At 56.3% G+C, this 24257-nt stretch carries 24 protein-coding genes; 4 read left to right on the top strand and 20 right to left on the bottom strand.

Features of this window, described 5'->3' with window-relative positions; translation table 11 throughout:
- Positions 1 to 68: 68 nt before the first annotated feature.
- The 12 genes from CPA57_RS01025 to CPA57_RS00970 all read right to left on the bottom strand — a co-directional run bounded on the left by CPA57_RS01025 (position 69) and on the right by CPA57_RS00970 (position 12447).
- Positions 69 to 1466 carry an MFS transporter gene (locus CPA57_RS01025; protein WP_229709165.1) on the bottom strand — a complete coding sequence of 466 codons (1398 nt, stop codon included), beginning with the start codon at positions 1464 to 1466 and terminating at the stop codon, positions 69 to 71.
- 1 nt (position 1467) lies between these two features.
- Positions 1468 to 2901: a sugar porter family MFS transporter gene (locus tag CPA57_RS01020; protein ID WP_077395611.1), complete on the bottom strand. Its 1434-nt coding sequence runs from the start codon at positions 2899 to 2901 to the stop codon at positions 1468 to 1470.
- Between the two features lie 88 nt (positions 2902 to 2989).
- Positions 2990 to 4375: a ribosome biogenesis GTPase Der gene (der, locus tag CPA57_RS01015; protein ID WP_229709161.1), complete on the bottom strand. Its 1386-nt coding sequence runs from the start codon at positions 4373 to 4375 to the stop codon at positions 2990 to 2992.
- Positions 4350 to 5759 carry a PQQ-binding-like beta-propeller repeat protein gene (locus CPA57_RS01010; protein WP_182080717.1) on the bottom strand — a complete coding sequence of 470 codons (1410 nt, stop codon included), beginning with the start codon at positions 5757 to 5759 and terminating at the stop codon, positions 4350 to 4352. The genes der and CPA57_RS01010 overlap by 26 nt, the downstream gene beginning before the upstream one ends.
- Positions 5756 to 6448, bottom strand: a complete 693-nt coding sequence (locus CPA57_RS01005; protein WP_326831329.1) for a tetratricopeptide repeat protein — start codon at positions 6446 to 6448, stop codon at positions 5756 to 5758. The genes CPA57_RS01010 and CPA57_RS01005 overlap by 4 nt, the downstream gene beginning before the upstream one ends.
- A 174-nt stretch (positions 6449 to 6622) precedes the next feature.
- Positions 6623 to 7945 (bottom strand): dihydroorotase, encoded by a 1323-nt coding sequence (locus CPA57_RS01000; RefSeq protein WP_182080713.1) that lies wholly within the window; start codon positions 7943 to 7945, stop codon positions 6623 to 6625.
- A 51-nt stretch (positions 7946 to 7996) separates the two neighbouring features.
- Positions 7997 to 8902 (bottom strand): glycosyltransferase family 9 protein, encoded by a 906-nt coding sequence (locus tag CPA57_RS00995; protein ID WP_326831328.1) that lies wholly within the window; start codon positions 8900 to 8902, stop codon positions 7997 to 7999.
- Entirely contained in the window at positions 8899 to 9594 is a 696-nt protein-coding gene (dnaQ, locus tag CPA57_RS00990; protein ID WP_182080711.1) for a DNA polymerase III subunit epsilon, read from the bottom strand. The genes CPA57_RS00995 and dnaQ overlap by 4 nt, the downstream gene beginning before the upstream one ends.
- Before the next feature lie 4 nt (positions 9595 to 9598).
- Positions 9599 to 10204 (bottom strand): dephospho-CoA kinase, encoded by a 606-nt coding sequence (gene coaE / locus CPA57_RS00985; protein WP_182080709.1) that lies wholly within the window; start codon positions 10202 to 10204, stop codon positions 9599 to 9601.
- Positions 10205 to 10243: 39 nt separating this feature from the next.
- Complete coding sequence (locus CPA57_RS00980) at positions 10244 to 11077, bottom strand: shikimate dehydrogenase (protein WP_182080707.1); 834 nt, start codon at positions 11075 to 11077, stop codon at positions 10244 to 10246.
- Positions 11074 to 11865 (bottom strand): N-formylglutamate amidohydrolase, encoded by a 792-nt coding sequence (locus CPA57_RS00975; RefSeq protein ID WP_229709158.1) that lies wholly within the window; start codon positions 11863 to 11865, stop codon positions 11074 to 11076. Before CPA57_RS00975 ends, CPA57_RS00980 begins: the two co-directional genes overlap by 4 nt.
- A gap of 9 nt (positions 11866 to 11874) precedes the next feature.
- On the bottom strand, positions 11875 to 12447 hold the full coding sequence (locus tag CPA57_RS00970; protein WP_182080705.1) for a TlpA family protein disulfide reductase: 573 nt from the start codon (positions 12445 to 12447) through the stop codon (positions 11875 to 11877).
- 10 nt (positions 12448 to 12457) lie between these two features.
- Between CPA57_RS00970 and argH the strand changes: the two genes are divergently transcribed.
- Positions 12458 to 13912 carry an argininosuccinate lyase gene (argH, locus tag CPA57_RS00965; protein WP_182080703.1) on the top strand — a complete coding sequence of 485 codons (1455 nt, stop codon included), beginning with the start codon at positions 12458 to 12460 and terminating at the stop codon, positions 13910 to 13912.
- Between the two features lie 372 nt (positions 13913 to 14284).
- Positions 14285 to 14728 carry a hypothetical protein gene (locus tag CPA57_RS00960; protein ID WP_182080701.1) on the top strand — a complete coding sequence of 148 codons (444 nt, stop codon included), beginning with the start codon at positions 14285 to 14287 and terminating at the stop codon, positions 14726 to 14728.
- Between the two features lie 13 nt (positions 14729 to 14741).
- Here CPA57_RS00960 and CPA57_RS00955 read toward each other — a convergent pair whose 3' ends face one another.
- From CPA57_RS00955 to CPA57_RS00925, 7 genes are all read right to left on the bottom strand, one after another.
- Positions 14742 to 15530 (bottom strand): MBL fold metallo-hydrolase, encoded by a 789-nt coding sequence (locus CPA57_RS00955; RefSeq protein ID WP_182080699.1) that lies wholly within the window; start codon positions 15528 to 15530, stop codon positions 14742 to 14744.
- On the bottom strand, positions 15527 to 16312 hold the full coding sequence (locus CPA57_RS00950) for a TatD family hydrolase (RefSeq protein WP_182080697.1): 786 nt from the start codon (positions 16310 to 16312) through the stop codon (positions 15527 to 15529). Before CPA57_RS00950 ends, CPA57_RS00955 begins: the two co-directional genes overlap by 4 nt.
- Complete coding sequence (gene metG / locus CPA57_RS00945) at positions 16309 to 17886, bottom strand: methionine--tRNA ligase (protein ID WP_326831327.1); 1578 nt, start codon at positions 17884 to 17886, stop codon at positions 16309 to 16311. Before metG ends, CPA57_RS00950 begins: the two co-directional genes overlap by 4 nt.
- 2 nt (positions 17887 to 17888) lie before the next feature.
- Complete coding sequence (locus tag CPA57_RS00940; protein ID WP_182080694.1) at positions 17889 to 18833, bottom strand: DNA polymerase III subunit delta'; 945 nt, start codon at positions 18831 to 18833, stop codon at positions 17889 to 17891.
- Positions 18830 to 19483 (bottom strand): dTMP kinase, encoded by a 654-nt coding sequence (tmk, locus tag CPA57_RS00935; RefSeq protein WP_182080692.1) that lies wholly within the window; start codon positions 19481 to 19483, stop codon positions 18830 to 18832. The genes CPA57_RS00940 and tmk overlap by 4 nt, the downstream gene beginning before the upstream one ends.
- Complete coding sequence (locus CPA57_RS00930) at positions 19470 to 20690, bottom strand: D-alanyl-D-alanine carboxypeptidase family protein (protein WP_182081747.1); 1221 nt, start codon at positions 20688 to 20690, stop codon at positions 19470 to 19472. The genes tmk and CPA57_RS00930 overlap by 14 nt, the downstream gene beginning before the upstream one ends.
- A 119-nt stretch (positions 20691 to 20809) precedes the next feature.
- A complete protein-coding gene (locus CPA57_RS00925; RefSeq protein WP_182081746.1) occupies positions 20810 to 21835 on the bottom strand; it encodes a lytic murein transglycosylase in 1026 nt (341 codons plus the stop codon).
- Between the two features lie 154 nt (positions 21836 to 21989).
- Between CPA57_RS00925 and CPA57_RS00920 the strand changes: the two genes are divergently transcribed.
- Together CPA57_RS00920 and CPA57_RS00915 are read left to right on the top strand one after the other, a co-directional pair.
- Positions 21990 to 22535: a DedA family protein gene (locus CPA57_RS00920; RefSeq protein ID WP_182080690.1), complete on the top strand. Its 546-nt coding sequence runs from the start codon at positions 21990 to 21992 to the stop codon at positions 22533 to 22535.
- A gap of 3 nt (positions 22536 to 22538) precedes the next feature.
- Positions 22539 to 23603, top strand: a complete 1065-nt coding sequence (locus tag CPA57_RS00915) for a D-alanine--D-alanine ligase (RefSeq protein ID WP_182080688.1) — start codon at positions 22539 to 22541, stop codon at positions 23601 to 23603.
- 64 nt (positions 23604 to 23667) lie between these two features.
- On the opposite strand, the gene CPA57_RS00910 is transcribed toward CPA57_RS00915, so the two are convergent.
- The gene (locus CPA57_RS00910) at positions 23668 to 24186 is read right to left on the bottom strand and encodes an MlaD family protein (protein WP_229709153.1); all 519 of its coding nucleotides are present in this window, start codon (positions 24184 to 24186) and stop codon (positions 23668 to 23670) included.
- Positions 24187 to 24257 lie beyond the last annotated feature (71 nt).

The following is a 24257-nucleotide window of genomic DNA, read 5'->3' as shown; positions in this document are numbered from 1 at the left end:
GGGAGTACTCTCCACTCCCCCGTAGAACGGCTTTTAAAAGGCCATTCTACGGGGGAGGCATTGGCATATTATACCGTTTTAGCAGGCCGAGACTTGAAAAGTGTCCGGCCCGCACTTAAGGCGGCACCACAAAAAGCTACAGCAGCTGCTGCGCCAAGGCAGATGAAGGCCGGGTGGGGGAATAAGGTAAACAGCCCTGCGACTAACAGAGCCCCTGTTGTTTGACCGGACAACCGAGCAACGGAAAGCATTCCACTGGCACCGCCTTCCCGACCAGGAGGGGCCGTCACCATAATGGCGCGATTATTTGGGGGCTGAAAGAAACCAAAACCCATACCTGCCACAAGGGTTCGCCAAGCGATTGCTGTATTATCTGCATCCAGCGGTAGGATGCAAAGCAAAATGAAGCCAATCCCCGTCACGATTAACCCGATGGATGACAGCAGTGCCGCTGGGAACCGGTCGGCAATCTTGCCAACGGTAAAAGACATGACAGCAACACCAACAGCCCAAGGCGCAATAAGCAGCCCAACCGTTGCAGGATTTTTGTGAAAAGCAACAGTCAGTGTAAAGGGCATGGCAACGATATAAAGATTCGAGGCCACAAAGCCACAGAAACTGATCAAACACGCCAGCAAGAACGGTACACGCTTCAATAGGTCCAGCGGTACAATGGGCTCTGGCCGTTTCTTCTGCCAACGCAGAAGCAGCCACCAACTAACAAGACTCCACCCCGTCAGCCCGGCCCCCCAACCTAGATCACCATGCATGAAACTATCTAGCCCAATCCCCAGCAGGGCAAAGGACGCCACTGTAAGAACTGAACCAAAGATATCGACCTTCACTTCACTCCGTGGCGTTTTAGGCAGGGCTTTGCTGGCCAGTAGAATAGCAACGCCCCCTAGCGGCAGATTAACCCAGAATATCCAAGGCCAAGATGCTACAGACAGGATGAAAGAACCAATCGTCGGCCCCAGTGCCACGCCTAACCCGATAAACAACCCATTGAGAGCGATGCCCTTACCTATGAGCTTATGCGGGTAGATAAAGCGGACAAGCGCAATATTGACGCTCATAATGCAGGAACTGCCAACACCCTGAAGGGCACGGGCCAACGTCAATTCCAGCATATTCTGCGACACAGCACAGGCCACGGACGCAACAAGAAACAAAACAATCCCCAGCTGGCTCATCCGCCCAAACCCAACCCGGGCCCCAATAGCAGCCAATGGCAGGAGACAAGCCAGATTGGCCAACTGGTAGGCATTGATAACCCAGATCGCCTGTGATGCAGAAGAATGGAGGTCTGTTGCGATTGTGGGCAAAGCCACATTCGCAACAGAATAATCCAGAATTGAGAGCATCAATGCCAGAATGACAGACGACATCGCCTTGAAGCGCTGCATCCCGTAAAGGCCTGCATGCCGTTCCGGGTCGTATTCTCCCTCAAGGCTAGGATCCGCCATCTTACTGCCCATTATTCTCTGGTTCTCCCAGTTTACGCAGGGGCACCCCTGCAAAAAGATTTGCCTCAATCCGCTCCAGCGAAGCACCCTTCGTCTCCGGGACAAACCCAAGAGTGATGAGTACGAACAGACCATTAAAGGCTGCAAAGAGGATGAACGTCCAAGAAGCACCCATAGCCAGCATCATCAGCGGGAATACGCTGGACACAACCCAGTTGGCCACCCAGTTGGTCACCGTGGAGCAGCCAATCCCGAAGTCACGCCCACGTGTCGGCTGAACTTCCGAACACAGTGCCCAGACAAGTGGCCCCTCACCAATGGCAAAACCAGCGACGAAGAGAAGGATCAGAGCGCAAAGCAGAATGGCCGCCACCAAACTATCACCACCGATAGCCAACACAGCACCCACACCAAGCAGGGACGCTCCAACAACGATGCAGCTTGTCAGCAGCAGCGGGCGACGTCCCCATTTATCGGCATATCGTATGGCTACACCCGTAAAGACCATATTCGTCAGCCCGACGAGCGTCGTTGCCCATACGGCGGCGTTCGTCCCGAAATGGGCGGCTTCGAACACACGCGGCGCATAATAGAGCAGCGCATTAATCCCACTCAGCTGCTGCATGATCTGAAGAACAATCCCCAGAAATACAGAGCGCCGGAAATTGGGATTGCTGCGGAACAGCCCATACCCAGCATCACTGCTTTTGGAGAGACGGTCATGGATATCGGCAAGCTCTGCCTCCGCCACTTCCTCATCAGACCGTAAAATACGCAGGACCTTACGGGCACGCTCCTTATCGCCACGCATCATCAACCAACGAGGACTATGCGGAAGGATCAGCACCACGATCAGAAACAGCACAGCTGGGACCGCCATAATCCCGAGCATCCAACGCCAATGCCCTCCCGCAGATAGGAAACTATCGGACACAAAGGCCAGAAAAATCCCGAGAGAGACCATCAGCTGATAAAAGGAAATCATGGCACCACGGGCTGATTCCACCGTGATCTCAGAAATATACAGCGGAGCTGCAAAAGCAGCGACACCCACTGCCAGCCCTAGCAGCACACGGCCAACGATGAGCAAAGCCACTCCCGGCGCGAACGCACAGAAGAACGTACCCACCAAGAACAAGATGCCGGCCCCCAGCATGGCCCCCGGACGCCCGAATGAAACAGAGATACGTCCGGCAAACATGGCTCCGAACGCAGCCCCTGCCATCATGGAAGAAACGATCCAGCCCTGCATGGCTGCACCGGCATGGAAATCACCCGCAATAAACGGCAAGGCACCGGCGACAACGCCTGTATCTAGCCCAAACATCAGCCCAGAAAGGGCCGCAAGAATCCCCAGAACAGTGGCGCGCCCTGTCGCCTTCTGCGACGAAGAGGCCCCACCCTCACTTCTGGCTGCCGGCGTTACTCCTACCATGATGACTCCTTATCCATGATCTTAAAACGCCCCTTCCGGCACGGGACTGGCAAAAGATTATGGACGTTATTATTCCAATTTCAATCCACTAACGTTCGTCTTGCTTCACAAATGGGTTCCTGCTTCCCCGCAGCAACAGCCGGATCGGCGTGCCGGGCAGATGAAAGGTCTCCCGCAGTCCATTTATGAGATACCTCTTATAGCTATCTGGCAGCTGCTCTGCCCTTGTTCCAAACAAAACAAAGGTAGGAGGACGACTTTTGGCCTGGGTCATATAACGCAGCTTCAACCGGCGTCCATCAACCAGCGGAGGCTGATGACGCTCCACAGCTTCCTCAAACCAACGGTTCAAGTCGCTCGTACCCACACGGGCATTCCAGACCTCACTTGCCCGCCGAACTGCCGGCAAAAAGCGATGCAGCCCCTCACCAGTCAGAGCTGAGAAGGTCACAACCTCAATCCCACGCATCTGAGCCAGAGAAATCTCGATACGGTCAGAAATCGCCTTACGGGTCGCCTGACGCTCCTTAACAGCATCCCATTTGTTCAATGCCAGGACGCAAGCCCGCCCTTCCCGCTCGATCAAGCGAGCAATCTGGAGGTCCTGCTCATCAACACCACGAGACGCATCCAACACCAGCACGACCACTTCCGCCATCTTCATAGCTTCAATAGACGCAGAAACGGAAACACGCTCCAGCCCTTCCTGGACGCGGGCACGTTTCCTCATGCCAGCCGTATCGACAATCTCAATCGGCCCAGCCTCATCGTCCAGCATGACACTGACAGCATCCCGTGTCAGTCCTGCTTCTGGGCCGGTAATCATCCGCTCCTCGCCTAGAAGGCTATTCAAAAGCGTAGATTTCCCCGCATTGGGGCGCCCAATGATGGCGATGCGCAACGGCTTCTCGCCATCCTTCTCGGCCAGCGTCTCCTCATCAGGCAACAGACTGACGATTTCACTCATCAAGTCAGCCAGACCTTCACCATGCTCAGCTGACATGGCAAGTGGAGTTCCCAGGCCTAGAGAATAGGCCTCCATAGCAGCCTCAGCCCCGGCACGCCCTTCCGCTTTATTGGCTACCAAAAGAACAGGACGATTCTGCCGCCTCAGCCAATTGGCAAAATGAGCATCTGCCGGTGTGATACCTGCCCGAGCATCCACACAGAAAACGACCAGATCTGCCTGAGCAATGCCTTGCTCCGATGACGCCCGCATACGGCCGAACAGCGTCTCCGGGGCGGCTTCTTCAAGCCCTGCCGTGTCCACAAGCCGCACGCGGCGGCCACGCAGAAGGGCCACGCCGTCCTTACGATCCCTCGTAACACCCGGCTCATCCGACACGATGGCCTGCCGTCGTCCGACAAGCCGGTTAAAAATAGTGGACTTCCCCACATTGGGGCGCCCTGCAATCACAACGACGGGCAATCTACCCATCTCAGCAGCATTAACCATAAGCGCGTAAGACACCATCCTCACTCAGGACAAGCAACTGACCGTCACAAACGATCGGCTGCACCTGACAGGACGATGGCGTCTCTATCTTTCCTTCTTCCTGCCCCGTTCGGGCATCAACGATCACCATACCGCCACGGTCCATGCTGGAGAGGCAGACCAGCTTGTTATTCAGCATGATGGGGCCTATCCACTGTATGGGGCCCTTCTCCTGCTCTGGCTTTCTATACCGCGCTAGCTGTTTAACCCAACGCACTTGCCCCGTTACACGGTCAAGGCAAGCAAGCTGTTGGTCCAGAGAAATGAGATACAGCCACCCCCCACAGACACAAAGCGGTGACTGACCACTAACCTCACGCTCCCACAGACGGCGCCCAGAGCGCATATCGATCGCCACCAGCACACGGGAAAGAGAAATAGCATAGGCAGTGCCACCAACAACCACCGGGCCACCACGTACGCAGGCAAAGTCCAACATGGCACCTAGCCCGTTACCGCCGCCAAGGCTGTCACTCCAGACAACCTCGCCTGAGGCCGCACGCAACGCCACCAGATCGCCACTACCAAAGCCCGCAACCACAATATCATTAACAATAGCAGGAGCCCCGGCACCAAACATGGTCGTGCTGACATCAGTCGCCTGATACGTCCAACGCTGCTGACCAGTTGCTGCATCCAGAGCATACAGGCGGGCATCAATAGTCGTGAAGACCATCAGGCCACCGACAACCGTCGGGGCTGAACGACCCGGCGTGCCAATATCTACAGCCCATTTCTGCCGCCCTGTTGCAGCATCCAGAGCCAGTGCCTGCGCTACGCCATCAACGACGTAGAGCGTCCCGCCTGCCAGAGCGATACCGCCGCCAATATTGGTAGAACGTGTTTTGCGGGCTGGCTGAAGATGCCAGAGCGGCTGGCGATCCGGCCAGCTCCACGCCCGAATGACACCCTGCGCATCCACCGTGAACATACGCCCATTGCCAATCACAGGCGGAGATTGCAGGGCCCCCTTACGGTTGGGCACAAAAGCCACCATGGAGAGCCAGCCCACCCGATTAACGCCGGAACCAACTGATGTGCTCCAGAGCTGGCGGGTACCGTGCCATGCCGCATTAACGCCCTCATGTGAGGCTACACGCCCTTCCTGCTCCCAAGCTGTAATCGGCTGTACGGCAGGCAGCGTGATGGGAGCTTTATTACGAGGGTCCACAGCCAGCCCCGCCCCGGTTGACAGCACATCAATCCGACGCCCCGGCAGGATGGTTTTCTTGGGATCATCCGAAAAAGCACCACAGCCGGCCAACCCTGTCATAGCGGCAAATGAGCAAGCACCCTTGAGAAGAGACCGACGGGAGGTTCTTGCTGTCCCATCTCCCAGCAATGAAGAAAAATGATGGTTCATCCGGCCTCTCCCAAAGTCTGCAACAACATCCCGGCCCGCTGCCGTAGATCATCCGTACTGTCCGGTGACGCCTGAACCTCCAGAAGAAGGCGCCGTGCCTCTGCACGCTCTTCCGGTTTGGCATCATCTCGCAGGTCCAACACAGCCAATCCTTCCTTGGCCAGCGGGGCCCAGTTTCCCCCTGTCTGTACAAGAGCCTGATAACCACGCCGCAGCTCTTCCCTTGGAGCCGTCGTCATACGGGCATTCAAGACACGATACTGCGCCATCATCCGCAAGGACTCATCGGAAGCCGCATCATCTGCCACCTTCTGCCACAAAGCCAACGCTGCCTGATGATCGTGGTCCTGCTCTTTAAGCTCGGCAAGATACATCGCAGCATAGCTCCGCACGCCCTGCGGTGCTGACTGGGCCAAGTCAGAGAAAATCCCTTCGGCCTTCTGGCGTGCATCACTAGCGGTAGAAGGCGGGCTGTTCAGGTCACCGAGAAGCTGCATGGCCTCAAAATAACGATCCGAAGCCGCAGCCTGCGCCGTATGCAGCCGGTGCTGCTGCCATCCCCATACGCCACCGGCAATACCGGCCAGAACCAGAAGAACCGCAAACACACCACCCACACGGAGGGCTATGGAACGAAGCCGCAACAGGCGCTGCTCTTCTTCCACTTCCTTAATCAAATCGTCTGACACGCCATATCCTTGCTGGACCAATCACGATAATTCTGAACCCCCTATAGCATGACGGACGGACAGCAAACATCCTCCCTTGGCAAAAATTACCACTTCAGGCTGCATCCCTATCATCAACGTCACAATAACAAAGAAAAGAGGCTCTCCCTGACTAGGAAGAGCCTCTGCTACCCCTCAGGGCTGGAAACTGATAGGCCGCCCGACATTACGGGTCACAATTTCATCATCCTGCATCACGACCTGCCCCCGGACGATAGTGCCCACAGGCCACCCTGTAACAGTCTTTCCGTCATACGGTGTCCAACCGGCGGGGGAAGCAATCCAGTCATTGGTGATGGTTCGTTGCTTCTTCATATCCACGAGGGTGATATCGGCATCAAACCCGACTGCCAGACGCCCCTTATTGGGCAGCCCATAAACACGGGCAGGGCCAGCAGCCATCACATCGACCAAGCGGGTCAGGCTCAACCGCCCTGCATTGACGTGATCCAGCATTAGCGGAACGATCGTCTGCACACCCGTCAGGCCTGACGGACATTCCAGCCACGGGAGTTCCTTAGCATCCTTAGGATGCGGTGCATGATCGGATGACACCACATCAACACGCCCATCACGCAGAGCCGCCCAGCCTGCTTCAAAATGGCGGCGTTCATTCCGCAGAGGCGGGTTCATCACAGCCTTACCGCCCAGACGTTCATAACATTCAGGCCCTTCATTGGTCAGGTGATTAACCAGGACCTCCACCGTGGAGTGACGGCGATTTTCACCCAGAAGAATGAACTCTTCCTCCGTTGAAACATGCAGAATATGGATGGGGCGACCCGTCTTGCGGGACAGGGCCAGAATACGCTGTGTCCCCCGGATAGCACATTCCGCATCCCGCCACTCTGCATGGCAATGATAGGGCTGGCCCGGCTCAAACAGCTTCCGCCGCTCCCGCAGGCGATATTCGTCCTCCGAATGAAACGACACACGACGATGGCCAGAGCGTAGAACAGCTTCGATCCCTTCATCGTCCTCAATCATGAGGTCACCGGTAGAGGAGCCGGCAAACACCTTAACACCGCAGACGCCTTCTTCCTGCTCAAAATCAGTCAAAAGCGGTGTATTCTCACGGGTGGCACCAATATACATAGCGACATCAATATTCGCTGTATCGACGATATGCTGGCGCTTCCAGTCCAGCATCTTCTTATCTGTGATGGTCGGGTTAGTGTTCGGCATATCAAAAACAGCCGTGACACCCCCCAGAGCTGCTGCCCGAGTGCCCGTCTCTAGCGTTTCTGCCTCTGGCTTACCGGGGTCACGCAGGTGCACATGAGAATCGATCAGACCGGGAAGAACGTGCAACCCGGTAGCATCAATGACACGATCTGCCTCATCATGAGCAGAGACAGACAAGGAAGCAATCCGCTGGTCCCGGATGCCAATATCGGCCTGCGCCTCCCCCCATGGGAATATGCAGCGTCCGTTACGGATTATGAGATCAAAATGCATGATGCCTCCCTGAAAAATCTGCCATCGTTTTATCACAGTGGTAAATGGTTCTTACCGCTCTCTGGAACGTTCATAAAGGGCCATAGCGACCCTATTAACGTCTTCTGCACACAGACGTGTCATGTCCCCCTCTCCCGATGGACCGGGAGCCTCGACCACCTCAACCCAGCGGCCCGACGGGCTATATTGTGCCGCATGGCTAGGACCAAATAGCCCCACTGTTGGCACATCCAATGCCGCAGACAGGTGCATCAGCCCCGAATCACTCCCCACAAACAGGGAGCATCGGGCCAGCAGAGCAGCCACCTGCGCCACTGTGTATCTCCCTCCCATGTCCAGAGCGTCTGGCATTGCCGCCCGTGCAGGAGCAGCCAGCCTATCTTCACGCTCACCCGGTCCATAGAACAAGACTGGGCGCAATCCACGCATCTTCAGCCGCTCGACAAGAGCCGCAAAGGCTGCAGCTGGCCATATTTTCGTTTCTGTTCCCGCTGTCGGGGCTAAAGCCACCCAACGGGTATCACCAGGCAAAAGACGTGCCGCTTCCTCCTGCTCCGCCTGCCCTAGCCAGACATACGGACGGCAGGGCTGTTCGAACCCCAGAGACCGGGCCTGCTGCTCCAGCTTCAACCCCGCCTGCCTACCCCCTCTGACAACATGCCGGGCACGGCTCCAAACCGCATAAGCCAAAGGTGATGACCGTAGATCGACCACTGCTTCCCAGCGATACCTCACAACCTGCCACCATAAAGCCAGCCAGTGCCGATTATGAGATTTCTTCTCCACCACAATGATGTGATCACATTGCGGCATATAGCGGAACAAGTCCTGCACAGCTGGGCCACAGGCGACAGTAAACCGGGCGTGTGGATAACGCTGCATCAACCCACCCAAGACCCCCATGGCAATCACGGCATCCCCGAGACGATGCGCTGTGATGAAGAGGACTCTCTTCACTCCTTCAACCAGATCGGGTCAGACAGGCTGTCCAAAAATTCAGCATGACGAGCCAGAGTAGCCTCATCTGGTGGCGGCATAGGGCGTGCCTTACGTCCCGTCACGACTTTGCGTTTCCTTACCCCGCCAGATGTAGAAGACTGCTGCCGATCGTCACTCAACCCAAGACCACGCTGCCGCCCGCCTATCAACTCCACATAAACATCAGCCAGAAGGCGACAGTCTAGCAAGGCATTATGAGTACCTCGTTCGGAGAGGTCGATCCCGAAACGGCGACAGAGAGCATCCAGATTGGCGGGCATGCCGGGAAACTTCTTGCGAGCCATGATGACGGTATCAATAGCACGGCTCTCATAATCCAATGGCGCCCGCCCTGCCCGCTTCAACTCCGCATTGATGAATTTGAAGTCGAATGGTGCATTATGCGCAATCATTTTCCCGTCACCGATAAAGGCTAAAAACTCATCGGCAATGTCAGCAAAAAGAGGTTTCCCTTCAAGATCAGCCAATGTGATCCCATGAACCTTCGTCGCCTCAGGAGGAATATCTCGCTCAGGATTCACTAATACGTGGAAATAGTTCTCTGTCCGTAGGTCGTTCACTAACTCCAGAGCGGCAATCTCGATTACCCTGTCCCCAGTATCCGGGTCTAATCCTGTTGTTTCAGTATCAAAGAGAATGGAACGGGTCATGTCATTATCTTTCACGCAACAGGGAAGCCAAAAGAGCACGCACCTGGCGGGCCGCATAGGCCCGGGAGAGGCCTGTTTTTATCACGACATCCGCCCGACGTCGCCTTTCTCGGTCCGGCATCTGCCGGGCTAGTAGGGCCTTTGCATCAGCCTCGCTCATCAGGCCGCCCCTTTTATATCGCTGCCGGATTCGGGACAGACGGACAGACAGCGGGGCTATCGCCACCATAATCAACGTGCAATCTCGGTCCGCTCCTGTCTCCCACAAAAGGGGAATATCCAAAACACACAATGGCACCTGACGGGACCGGCAGCGTTTCAAAAAAAACCGTCTTTCTTGCCGAACGAGCGGATGAATAATGGCTTCCAACCGAGGGAGAACGGTTGAATCCGCAGCAATCAGGCGGCGCAGCGCTGCTCTATCCAACACGCCATGACGCACGATGCCGGGGAATGCTTTCTGCAAAGCCGGGATAGACCGCCCGTGAGGCGCCTGAAGCTGGCGGACACAAGCATCCGCATCGAAAACCGGCACACCGGCCTTACGAAAAAGAGAAGCCACCGTACTCTTTCCCGCCGCCATGCCGCCCGTCAGCCCCAGAACCTTCACAAACAGGCCCCGCTCATCACCATCTTAGGAAAGACCATGTTAGGCGAGGTCCTGCGCCAGAAGGTCAAAACTAGCTTCATCAGCCTCCGGCAGCACACCAAACCATGCCTGAAACCCAGCCCGTGCCTGGCAGATCAGCATCCCCAACCCGTCCACGGTGCGAAATCCATGCTTCTGCGCTGCCTTCAGCAGAGGTGTCTGTCGTGGGGTATAGACGATGTCCGCCACGCTCAGCCCTGCCTGCCCCGCCTGCAACAGGGTGGCCCAGTCCATATCCTCACGGCCGCCCATACCGAGCGATGTCGCATTAACGAGAAGGCTCATCTCTCCCAGTCGGTCAGGCCATTCTGCCCAGTCCAGAACCGTTCCGGCTCCCAGAGCCTGTACAAGAGCCTCGGCCCGAGCTGCCGTGCGATTGGCAATGAAGACCTCACAACCCCGATCCTGCAAGGCAGCAGCCACAGCCCGGGCAGCTCCACCCGCACCAAGAACAAGGGCTTGTCCTTCTAACCTAACGTCATGCGCCGCAAGATTATCACAGAAGCCAGTCCCATCCGTGCAGTCACCGATGATCCGTCCTTCTACAAAACGCAACGTATTAGCGGCTCCGGCCCGGCGAGCCGTTTCTGTCAGCTCATCACAGAGGCGGAAAGCCTCCTCCTTATGCGGAATCGTAACATTCACCCCTCGGAAGCCCGCTGCGGCTAGCCCCCTCAAAGCTGCTTCCAACCGCCCCGGTGCGACTGGCAAAGGAACATAAGCCCCATTGACCTGATGCACCCGGCACCAGTGGTTATGGAGCAAAGGAGAACGGGAATGTTCAACTGGCCAGCCAATGACACCAGCCAATCTGGTTTTTCCATCTATCGTCACGCCATGTCCTTCCGTCTTTCCCAGAGGCAGGGCAATAAACGGGCCAGACGCTCCGCCCAGAGACGCTGCCCTGCCTCATCACTAATGAGGTCCTGCCTTATCTCGATCTCAAGAGCCGGTAGATTCCGCCGTCCGGCATGATACGGTACGCTATATTCGTTTTGGGTATTCAGGACGTAAGGCTGATTGTCCCCTACACAAAGATTACCTTCGCCTTCCAAAAGTTCCTTCATCAGTCGGGCTGAATGAGGGTCATGGTCATGCAGAAGGCCGATATGCCATGGGCGTGCCTGTCCATCCTGCATGGCAGGCGTAAAGCTATGCAGAGACACGAACAAAGTCTCGTCCAGATTCCTCCGGCTCAGATGACGTTCTATCTCATCATGATAGACATGAAGAATGGCCTCTTCCCGCTGCTGCCTCTCCGCTGCTGAAAGGCCCTGATTACCCCGCACCGGCGCACCATCACTGATGGGCGGGATGGAAGTTGGATGCCCTGCAGCCCGATTACAGTCGATCACAAGACGGGAATAAACCTGTTCCACAAGTAGGCAGTCCAGAGCCTGCTGAAGGTGCCTCCCCACCTCCCGAATACCGATGTCATAAGCGATATGCCGGTCCCATTCATCCGGTGGCAGGCCCAAATCACCCAGCCTCTCCGGCACCATCCGGCCAGCATGATCGCTGATCATGACAAAGGGGCTATCCTCTTTCCCGTGATGTACATGATAAGGATGCGCTTCCCCCTCATCCAAAAGGGGCCCCGTCTCATTCTGCTGGCTCATCATGGCAGCCCCCTATTCCACCTGCTGAAGAAGAGAACGGACCGTACCGGCCGCACCAATCTCTTGCCAATCCACACCGCCATCGGAAATGGAACGGACCTGCCCATGCGCATCGATGAGCAGTGTCATGGGCAGCCCCGGTTCTGAAAGGCTCTTCAGAAACGGCTCCACATTCTGGCGGTCCGCTGTCCAGACGGGGAGACCTTCAGCATGAAGGCGAGGCAATGCCGCTTGCACTTTTTCAGGCACCCCACTATCCAACGCAACAGGAACGACAGGTATATCAGGGTTCTTATCAAGAAATGCCGCTAGCTTGGGCAGCTCTTCCCGGCAGGGCATACACCATGTGGCCCAAAGATGCAGCATATACGGCTTGCCTGCTCGCAGGGGCAGTGTTGCCTTTGTTCTCCCTACCCCCGCTACGGGTAGCATAACAGGGGCCGACAAGGCTGGTTCCGGCTCTAACTCCTGAAGACTCTGTAAAGCCTCCGCCTGTGCAGAATTGTGCCACAAGCCTGCAGCGGCTACACTTAGCCAGCCCGCCAGAACGGCGCACGTACGAATCTTTTTCCAGTTTCTGATCATATCGGTCCTCATGACACACAATAATACCAGCAACGCCTCCCCTGCAAACCAGCCCGCCAAGACTGAAGCCGCCAACCCGCAATGGGGTGGCCGTTTTGCCAGCGGTCCGGCAGCCATCATGGAAGAGATCAACGCTTCCATCGGGTTCGACCAGATTCTCTGGCGGCAGGATATCCGGGGCTCCCTCGCTCATGCCGCCATGCTCCGGAAGGTTGGCCTGCTGACAGAACAAGAAGAAGCTGAAATCCAGCAGGGTCTGGCAGATATTGCCAAAGAAATTGAAGAAGGCCGTTTCGCCTTCTCCCCAGCACTGGAAGATATTCACATGAATATCGAATCCCGCCTGTCCGAGCGGATCGGCGAAGCTGGAAAACGCCTGCACACAGCCCGCTCCCGCAATGACCAGATCGCCACCGACTTCCGTCTCTGGGTTCGTGATTCCATTGATGGCATCGTAGAGCAAACCGAAGCCCTAATGCGGACCCTGGCCCGCCGTGCGCTGGACTATCACGATACGCCCATGCCGGGCTTTACTCACCTTCAGGTGGCCCAGCCTGTTACCTTCGGCCATCATCTGCTGGCCTATGTGGAAATGCTCGCCCGGGATGCGTCCCGCCTGCGTGATGCCCGCCGCCGGATGAACGAATGCCCGCTTGGCTCTGCCGCCCTTGCTGGTACGTCCTTCCCCATCGACCGGGATATGACGGCTCAGGCACTCGGCTTCGATCGCCCGACATCGAACTCACTGGATGCCGTCTCTGACCGTGATTTTGCGCTGGAGTATCTATCTGTCCTCTCCATGGAGGCCATGCATCTCTCCCGCCTTTCTGAAGAGATCGTGCAGTGGGCATCTGCGGCCTTCAACTTCGTGCATCTTTCCGATGCCTTTACCACCGGCTCCTCCATCATGCCGCAGAAGCGCAACCCAGATGCTGCCGAACTAGTCCGCGCCAAGGTTGGCCGCATCACCGGCGACCTCATCGGGCTGCTGACGGTCATGAAGGGTCTGCCGCTGGCTTATGCGAAAGACACGCAGGAAGACAAAGAACCCGTCTTTGACGCCACAACAGCCATCACCCTGTCTCTGGCCGCTATGGAAGGGATGATCCGGGACCTGAAACCCAATAAGGAGCGTATGCGGGAGCTGGCTGGGGCCGGTTTCTCCACCGCCACAGACCTTGCCGACTGGCTGGTGCGGGAACTGCGCCTGCCCTTCCGTACGGCCCATCATGTTACAGGGCGGCTTGTCAGCCTGGCAGAGCAGAAAGGCTGCGATCTGGCTGACCTCTCCCTTGAGGAGATGCAAGCTGTAGAATCCGGCATCAATGAATCCCTCTATGATGTGCTGACTGTAGAATCCTCCCTTGCTTCCCGCACTAGCCACGGCGGCACAGCTCCGGCCAATGTTAAGGCACAGGCCACGGCATGGCTGGACCGTCTCACCCAGCCCGCAACGGAGAAATGACCATGCTTTTTCTTAAGCCATCCATCATGACAAGGGTCATGGTAGCTCTCATGGGGGGTGTTTTTCTACTAGGGCTAAGTGCTTGCGGGCGGCCTGGCAGCCCCAAACCGCCCGGCCCTTCTGAAAAGGTGACATATCCGCAGATTTACCCGCCAGAATAAGGCATCGTCACTATCTGCGATTTGTTCTTAGAAAGGTGGGAGCGTTGGCGATACACTCCCACCTTTTTTATGTGAATCTGCGCCAGTAAGCTGAACTCTCATTCATAAAATTTACTGAAGACAGTCAGAAATTATTCCCTCCATTCATGTTTTCTACAGACTCTATCCCTAGACTGGCCCCGTAATTCGTATTTTTGGAATTGAAGTGGCCATGATGGTACCGTTGACAGACATCACTCTGGAAGATCCATCCCGTTACGAAGATATGCGGGCTGGCAGCACCGCTCGTTACTGGATGCCTCCGGCCGTCAGAACTGAGCTGCGCCTTACTACCCCTTCTGGTAATGCCGTTCCCTGCCAACGTCAGAACGGGGGGTGGTTCAATTTTGTCCTACCTGCTGAAACGCCGCATATCTGTCTAGATATGACAGCCCCGGGGCTGTGTGATCAGTCCGTCAGGGAATTGATCCTTTTCGTGGGAGCGCAGGAATGGTCCTTGCCGATCCCCCCCGCCCTTGCTTCCTCCTCCAAACAGGACAATCAGGCGAGAACAGCCCTTTTGACTCTCCCGCCTATACCTAACTGGGTTCAGGGACTGCTATGCATTCGCCTGGAGCCGGCAGAACAGACAACGATCTGGCAGAACGTCGCCTAGAAATATTCCCCTTCTAGGCCGTCAACACCATCCCGTCCCACGCAGGCCGGACATCTGCGGGCAAGTCGTTGCACAGTGCGCCGTAGTCCATGTCCGGCCCCATGTGGGTCAGAATAGTACGCTCTGGCTGGAACCGTTCCCGCCATTCCATAACACGCCCAAGCCAGCCATGGGACGGGTGAGCCTCCCGCTGGAAACACCCCACAACCCAAAGAGGCACTTTCTGCAGAAGGACCTCTGACGCCTCAGGGAAGCTTTCCACATCTGTGCAATAAGCAAACGGGCCAAAACGTAAGCCGAGGCTCGTGGTCCAGCCGTGCTTCTGCGGGAAGACATGTCCTTCTAACGGGCCGATTTTTATTGGCCCGCAATTCGGGACTTCTTGCACATCGAAAGAAGGTCGGTAAAACGTTCCCCCTTCCCAAGGGCGGAAGGCATAGTCGAAGCGTTGCCGCAATTCCACCAGAACATCCGCACTGGCCAGAAGTGGCAGCGGACGACCAATCACACGGTTGATAGCCCGCAGCTCATCAAGCCCAGCGATATGGTCGCTATGAGCGTGCGTATAGAACACGGCATCAATATGGGTCAGCCCATTCGTCAGCATCTGCTGCCGCAGGTCAGGTCCACTATCGACTAAAAGACGGAAACCCTCATGTTCAATCACGATGGAAGAGCGCAGACGATAGTTACGCCGATCTGTGGGGTCGCATACCCCCCAGATGCCCGTCTCTGCTCCTTCCTGCCCCCCGATCATGGGGACACCAGCGGAGCCACCACAACCGAGAATCGTGATTTTCATACAGCTATCCTTGTGAAAAGACGCCGTGTATTGGCCTGCGTTACCTCCACCAGCTGCTTCTCCGTCAGGCCACGCTCCTCAGCCAGACGGGCCGCCGTGTGAACGACATAACCGGGCGTATTCGGCTTGCCCCTTTTGGGCACGGGGGCCAAGAACGGACTGTCCGTCTCCACCAGAATACGATCCTCAGGTGCATGACGGGCCACGTCACGGATTTCCTCACACTTCTTAAAGGTCAGAAGCCCAGAGAAACTCAAATAACCGCCTAGTTCCAACGCGGCCTCTGCCAGCCTGGGGCCAGAAGCAAAACAGTGAATCAAGAAAGGAAAGGCTCCCTTCTCGTGCTCATCCCGCAAGATGGCGATAGTGTCATCATCCGCCTGCCTCGTATGGATGACCAATGGCAGGCCTGTTACACGGGCGGCCTCAATATGACGGCGAAAGGACGCATGCTGGGCCGGTTTTACCTCGTCCGTGCCATGAAAATAATCGAGACCCGATTCACCGATGGCGGCCACACGGGGAGATTCAAGCTCGGCTAGCATGTCATCAAGGCTGGGTAAGGTTTCTTCATGGGCGTGGTCAGGGTGCGTGCCCAGTGCACACCAAATGCGCAGGTCCGGGCTATCATGCTCTGTCAAAGCTTTCTGCTTTGCCCGTTCCGACCAACGTGTACCAATGGTGATCATACCAGCTAGACCAGCCTGCCGAGCAAAGTCCAGCCCGGCGGGTAGGTCTTCCAACCTGTCCAGATGGCAATGTGTGTCGATCAGCCCCTTCATGCCTGTTTTTCTTCCTCCACGAAGCGAGGGAACAAACCCTGCGGCTTAGGCAGGGTGCGGCCACCGGGAAGCAATGTTTCCAAAGCGGCGATATGACGCTCCCCCGTCTCCACACCGAGCTGATCCAACATCTTCTCCATTGTATCCGGCATGTAGGGCTGGAGCAGCGTAGCCACGGTACGGATCACATCCACCAGAACACGCAGAACATCGGCCATACGAGCCGGGTTCTCTTTTTTCAGGACCCACGGAGCCTGACGGTCAATATAAGCGTTAGCCTCCCGGATGAGCTTCCAGATGTCTTCCAACGCATCACTAATAGCCAACCGCTCGATATGACGACGGGTCAGATCGGGTAGCAACGTTGCTTGAGCCAGAATCTTCTCATCATCTTCGGTCAACGTGCCACGTTCCGGCAAAACACCTCCAAGATTACGGGCTACCTGACTGAGCGTCCGCTGTGCAAGATTACCGAGATCGTTAGCCAGCTCGACATTCATACGGGTGATGAGAGAACGCCGGCTGAAGTTGGAATCACCGCCGAAGGGCACTTCCCGCATCAGGAAGAAGCGCAGCTGATCCAGACCGAATTCATCGGCCAGAGCCTTGGGGTCCAGCACATTACCGAGAGACTTGCTCATCTTCTCGCCTTCGACTGTCCACCAGCCATGAGCAAAAACCCGCTTCGGCAAGGGCAGGCCAGCCGCCATCAGGAAGGCCGGCCAATAGATGCAATGGAAGCGGATGATCTCCTTGCCCACCACATGCACATCAGCAGGCCAATGCACATGCCGAGGGTCCTGCATATCCGGATAGCCAACAGCTGTCAGATAATTTGCCAGCGCATCGAACCACACATACATGACATGGTCCGGATCACCCGGCACCTCTACGCCCCAGCGGAAGCTGGTCCGGCTGATGGAGAGGTCGCGCAACCCTTGCTTCACGAAGCTGACGATTTCCCGTTTCGGACCATGAGGGCCGATAAAGTCGGGGTTTTCCTCATACAGCTTTAAAAGCCTGTCCTGAAACTTGGAAAGACGGAAGAAGTAGGAAGGCTCCCGCACCCATTCCAGCGGCGCACCGGAAGGCGCTGTCCGGCTGCCATCTGGATGTGTGGTAATTTCATCCTCACCGACGAACATCTCATCACGTGTGGAGTACCAGCCTTCATAAGCATCAAGATAGATATGGCCGCTCTCGGCAACCTTTTCCCAAAGCGTCTGGGCCGCCTTCTTATGCCGAACTTCCGTCGTGCGGATGAACTCATCCGTCTGGACGGCCATGTCCTTCTGCATCTGACGGAAACTCTGGGAAATTCGATCCGCAAACTCCTGCGGCGGCACGTTCTGCGCTTTTGCGCTTTGCTCCACCTTCTGGCCGTGCTCATCCGTCCCGCTGACGAACAATACGTCATTACCATCCAGCCGATGGAATCGGGCAATCACATCGCAAGCAATGGACGTGTAGGCATGGCCGATATGCGGCGCACCATTCACATAGAAAATAGGGGTCGTGATGGTGAAACGCCGTGTCATAGTCTGTCCTGTCGTCCAAGTGTTTCCAAAATACACATTCAGTCCTGCCGCCCCTGTCGGGCTAGTGCAAGGGCTTCCCGGATAGCCTCTGCCTTGTCAAGGTTGAAGCGTTCACTCTGCCCCCTAATTTGCCCTAGCCGAGCCGTACGCTCCGCCATGATGGCAGCCCGGGGCAGATCGCCCGCAAAAGCGGCATCCCGTGCCTGATCAGCCAGTGCTTCGCCTAGCAGATCGCATAATAGCGCAAAACCGTCTGCTTCACGAGCAAGCTGGCTGATGGTCATCCAACTTTCATGATCCAGCTCTTCCCCTGCCATGGCCCGTGCCACAAGCTGCGCACAGACACTATCCCTACCCCGTGCCAAAAACAGCGCACGGCCCGGAGAACCATGAGCCCGGCGTAGGACATCATCGGGCAATTCTGGCAGAACGGCCTTCATCTCTTCATCCTTCAGCCCGGACAAGGTCAATGAGCGGCAGCGGCTCCGCAATGTTGGCAACAACCTGCCCGGTGCCGAACTCGTCAGAAACAATATCGCTTTGGGTGGTGGCTCCTCAAGAATCTTCAGTAGCGCATTGGCCGCAGACCGGTTCAAGGTTTCCAGACCATCCACAATCACAACCCGCCAGCCACCTTCTGTAGCCGTATGGTGCAAGAAATTCTGAACAGGCTGAACATCAGAGATCGTGACCCCTCCTCGCAGCTGCCCTTTCCGTGGATCCAGTTTACGGCTGATCGTCAGCAGGTCGCCATGTGTGCCAGCAGAAATACGCCGCCCGACCGGGCTATTCAAATCGCTGCCACCCAGTACACGACGGGCCAGATGAAAAGCCAGTGTCGCCTTACCAACACCGGCTGGACCAGAAATCAACCACGCATGATGCAAACGGCCAGAGGCACAAGCCTCTTCAAACTGCTGTATCGCTGCCTGATGCCCATACACATGGGGGGCCAGACGAGGTTCCGGGGGATTCCCGTTCACGCAGTCCTACCCGCAAGACGCTGCAGCACAAGATCGTACAGACAATCCTGCACATCCTCTACAGACTGACTGGCATCAACCCGCACGATACGGGCTGGATCCTGTTCCGCTATATCCTGAAATCCAGCCCGGACACGTTGATGGAACTGCATATGCTGCCCCTCATACCGGTCTAGCTTACCTCCACGCTGAGCCATACGCTGACGGGCCAATTCGCAAGGCAGGTCTAGCCAGAATGTTACGTCCGGCTCTCCCCCAACAAGCTGACGCAACGAGCTGATATAGTTCAACACCTCGGCCTGCCCTTCCCCGATTCCATAACCCTGATAGGCCCATGTGGAATCATGAAAACGGTCGCAGAGAACGATCTTTCCCTCTGCTAAGGCTGGGCGGATCGCTCTGGTAAGATGATCGACTCTAGCGGCCATGTGCAGCATGATCTCAGACTGCCAGCAGAAACTATCCTTCCCGAAGAGCAGAAAATTCCGTAGGGCTTCCGCAGCTGGCGTACCGCCCGGTTCCCGTGTCTGGTACACTGAGAAACCAGCGTCCTTCAACCGTTCGGAAAGGCGAGCTACCTGTGTAGTCTTGCCGCCACCTTCCCCTCCCTCCAGCGTGATGAACACTCCGTTAGGCTTACTGCGGGGCATGGCCAAACCGTGCCATGAGCCGCCCCACAAATCCGAGTTCGGCAACCGGCGATACCGTATAAAGTGACGCATAAACCCGTGGCTGCCCCGGAAGGCCAACAGAAACATGACCAGACTTCTGCCCAGCTACCACCGGTGCTGGAATGGGCGACGGGTAATCGACACTAATCTGCACCTTGGAAGACCAACCAATAGGAATGGTCAGGCTGACATCATCCGCAACAGCTAGACCGACACTCCGATGTTCACCATTCCACACAGCGGCATTCGGCTCCACAACCTGCCCCTTGTGCAGAAGCTGAACCGTCTCAAAACTGGAAAAAGCCCAGCTCATCAATCGTTCGCCTTCATGGGCACGTTCATTCGTGGAGGCTGTCCCGTTGATGACAACGATAATACGGTTTCCATTCCGCTCGGAACTGGCACACAGACCAAAACCGCCCGCATCGGTATGGCCGGTCTTCAGCCCGTCAGCCAGCCCTTTATCCACCAAGACATTACGATTTCCCTGACGGATATGGTTGAAGGTAAACTCCTTCTCCCCGAAGAAACCGTAATAATGCGGGAAGTCCCGAATAATATGCTGGGCCAGCATGGCTACATCCAGCGCACACATATAGTGCCCTTCGGCGGGCAGGCCAGTCACATTCATGAAGTGGGAATTGTGCAGGCCGATGCGGTGGGCAGCCTCATTCATCAAAGCAACAAAACGCTCTTCAGACCCGGCAATACCCTCGGCCAGTACCACACAGGCATCATTACCAGACTGGATGAGCATCCCACGGATTAAATTTTCCACACTGACAGAACTGCCCAGTGGAACAAACATGCGGGAGCCTTCCATCTTCCATGCCTTGGAACTTACAGGAAACTCCTGCTCCAGCCGGATGCGGCCAGATGCCAGAAAGGCAAAGACGACGTAGGCCGTCATCATCTTGGTTAGAGATGATGGGGGCATGCGCTCTTCCGCATTGCGGCTGAGCAGTGCCGTCCCGGTCGTGCTGTCCAGAATATAAGCCCAGCGGGCGGAAGTCGGCATGGGGCCCATTGGGGTTATGGCATCACCCACAGCCGAATCGACTGTCGAATTAACTGGTTTTACCTGCCCAGCCGGGTTGGCGCGCCCCTGCCTGTGCAGCCCAGCAGCCTGCCCGACCCGTGATGATGCCAGCAGGGAAAATGCCGAAAAACCGGCAGCCCCCCCCATGAGAGAACGTCTTGTTTGCACGTCAATCCCCGCACTGCACGCCCCGCCACAAGAACGGAACCTTTATGAAAAAAACCGCGATACCCGGCCTCCCGGCGATATACCGCCGGACACTAAGATTACCGAGCCATCCTATCGCCCAGAATCCCGACCGCCAATGCATAATAGTCGGAAGGGTTATAGGCCCGTATGACACGGAAATTATGATAAACAAGGAAGGCCTGTCCACCGGGGCCGTCCGGCTGGATGAGACTACCCGATGCCTGTGGCGCCTGGAAGCCAGAAGACTGGATGGGCTTTACACCCAAAGCCTGCCACGTGCTGACAGGATGAACCGGGGCATGTTTGGAGCTCGTCGCCGCAATAGAGGTAAATTTACCATTATTGCCTAGCGGGACCGCCACTTCCTCACCCCATGGCTCCCCACGCTGCCAGCCTGACCGCCCGAGATAATTAGCAATGGAAGCAAAAACGTCCGCTTCGGAGCTCCAGATATTACATTTACCATCGCCGTCACCATCTGCAGCAAAACGCAGATAGGCACTCGGCATGAATTGGGGCTGCCCCATGGCCCCAGCGTAACTGCCCAACATATTAGCCGGACTAATAGCCCCTTGTGCCAGAATCTGCATGGCTTTGATCAACTCGCTGCGGAAAAAAGCAGCCCGACGGCCATCAAAGGCCAAAGTCGCCAATGCCTCTATGACGTTGAACCGGCCCTGATGTTCCCCAAAACCGGACTCCAACCCCCATATGCCCATGATGGCATTATCATCACACCCAAACCGTACCCCCAGAGGTGAGAGTGTGCCCCTCACCCGCTGATAGGCCTGCTGCCCCTTGCCCTCCCGAGCGGAAGAGATGACACGAGCCCGGTACTGCGCCCATGTAAGAGTGAATTCCGGCTGATGCCGGTCCAGCCGCAAGACATCCTGATTGGGGGCCTGCGCCAGAGCCAAAGACTGCTCCACGATGGATGACGGCACACCCGCTGTCAGTGCCTGCTGCCGCAGACCGCTCAAAAACATCGCATAGCTAGCGGAGGACCGCCCGGCCACGGCACGGCCGGCCGCCCAAGCAGGCCTAGGCAAGCCGGTCATCGCCAAGCCACTAGCGGCGGCGACCAGAAAATTGCGTCTCTTCATCATTCCATTTTCCGTCATGACCGATCTCCCTCCATCTCAACAAGGAGCGCCCTGTATATCCGGTGTCGCCGATTGCAGACAGGACCATTTCGTGGCACATTCCCACCCAACCACAGCCAGGACCGTATTATTTGTGATCCGTATAAGTGCTATTATGGCGTCTCAGCCTGCTTGGCTGAAAGCCTTCACTGTCATCCTTGGTACATTTATCCTCGAAGATGTTGCAACCGTTCTGGCAGCGATCGCAGCCAAAGGGAACCAGCTTTCCATCCCTCTGGCGCTTGGTAGCCTTTATGCTGGGGTCGCTCTGGGTGATATGGGCCTCTATGCCCTAGGGCTTGCGGGCAGCCGATGGACGTTTCTGCGTCGTTTCCTCACCCTTCCCAGCGAGGAACAGGCTCAACGATGGTTCTCCCGAAACATCATAGGGGTTGTTGCTATTTCCCGCTTTGTTCCGGGGAGCCGACTACCACTCTATACGGCCTGCGGTTTCTTTCGTGCTCCCTTTCTGGCATTTGCCCTAACAGCCATTGGGGCAACCTTAGTCTGGACGAGCCTGCTCTTTTTGCTCGCCCTGCATATTGGCGGGTGGCTTTTAGCACATCAGGGCGGCTGGCGCTGGGCAGGGATCATCGGCTTCATCCTGTGTATTTTCCTAATGGGCCGCTTCATCAGCCATCTACAACGCAGGAATACGTAATTCATGACGGCACCTTCAGCCCCTCATAAAACGCTGTCCCTCTTTGAGTTCTGGCCCGACAGCATTTTCTATACCCCCATCGTCATCTACTGGATTCTGATGGGGTTGCGTCATGGTGACCTCAGCATCTCCACAGCTGCCAATCCCCGTATTGAAACGGGCGGCCTCTGTGGGGAGAGCAAAAGCTCCATTCTTGATATGGCCGGACCAACAGCCCAAAAGGCCATTGCCCCATACCGGATCATTCATAATGGTGCTGATGCCGTTCAGGACGTGCAAACAGCCATGAAAGAGCTGAACCTTGATTTCCCGTTCGTGCTCAAGCCTGATATTGGCTGCAACGGTACGGGCGTCAGGCTGATCTCATCGCTGGACATGCTCCATGATGTGCTACCCCTCTTTCCAGCAGGTATTGCCCTGATGGTACAGCAGCTCATCACCTATCCGATGGAAGCTGGTATTTTCTATATCCGCCATCCTGATGAAAAATCAGGCCACATTACCTCCCTGACTTACAAGGAAGCCCCTGTCCTGACTGGCAATGGCCGTTCCACATTAAAGGAACTTGTTATGGCCGACCCCCGTATGCGTCAGGTACCACAGCTTTACCTGCCCCGTATCAAGGGGCGTGAGAATGAGATTCTCCCTGCTGGAGAGACATTATCTCTGGTCTTTGCAGGGAATCACTGCAAGGGGTCCATCTTCCGGGACGGTCGACCTGATATCACCCCAACCCTGACAGAACGTATCAACGCCATCATGCTGGATATTCCCGACTTCCATTTTGGGCGGATCGACCTCAAGATGGCCTCGCCAGAAGCTTTAAAACGTGGGGAAGATTTCCAGATCATCGAGATTAATGGTGTCGGCTCGGAAGCCATCCATATCTGGGACCGGCGTACCACACTGCTCGAGGCCTATCGGGCCCAGTTCTACCATTATCGGCAGACATTCCTTATTGGGGCCGCCAAAAAGAAAGAAGGCTGGAAAAGCTCAGGCATCCTCGGAATGCTCCGCTCGTGGCTCAAGCAGCGACGCCTGCTAGCCTCCTACCCAACCAACGACTAATCAACACATCCCGCTGGGATCACCACCATCCCGCTGGGATCACCACCCGGCGGGATAGACCTCGTTACAGCTTGCCTGCACCGAAAATATAGTTGCTGATCTGCTGCTCTAGCGACAGCAAAGGATGCGCATCCAAAATAGTTGCCCCAGCTGTCAGCACCCGCTTCGCCTTGCCCGGAAGCAACTGAAGGGCGTTATCCCCGCCAATGGTCGGGGCGGCAATGGCAACAGCTGTATCCTCTGGCAGTTTTAGGTCATCCTGCACGGCAAACAGAACATCTACAACGGCAGTTTCAGGATTCAGCGTGATGGAGCGCACACGCCCCACTGTCACGCCTCCGAGGTCAACATCGGCTCCGTCATTCAGACCATTCGCAGAACTGAAGATAGCATGGTAGCCCGTCATGTGCCGGTCCGGCCCTTCTAGCAAGCCTAGCCCATAGGCAACAAACCCACCAGCGGCTAGAAGAACACAGCTACTGGCAATAAATGCTCCGCCACGTCCTTTAAGGATCGCCCACATAGACACCTCGAAATTCACGCCCTTCTCTGCTAATCTGCCGATCGGAAACGCTGATTTCATGAAAAACAACAGAATGTTGCTGCTATCATATACAAGCTTTTCTCACCAGCACCAGCCCGCCCTTTTCCGCC

Origin of the sequence: Bombella favorum, from assembly GCF_014048475.1 — a bacterium.
GTDB classification, from domain to species: Bacteria; Pseudomonadota; Alphaproteobacteria; order Acetobacterales; family Acetobacteraceae; genus Bombella; species Bombella favorum.
The sequence above is the reverse complement of the archived record's forward strand: the minus strand, read 5'-3'. Positions and strand labels throughout refer to the sequence as shown.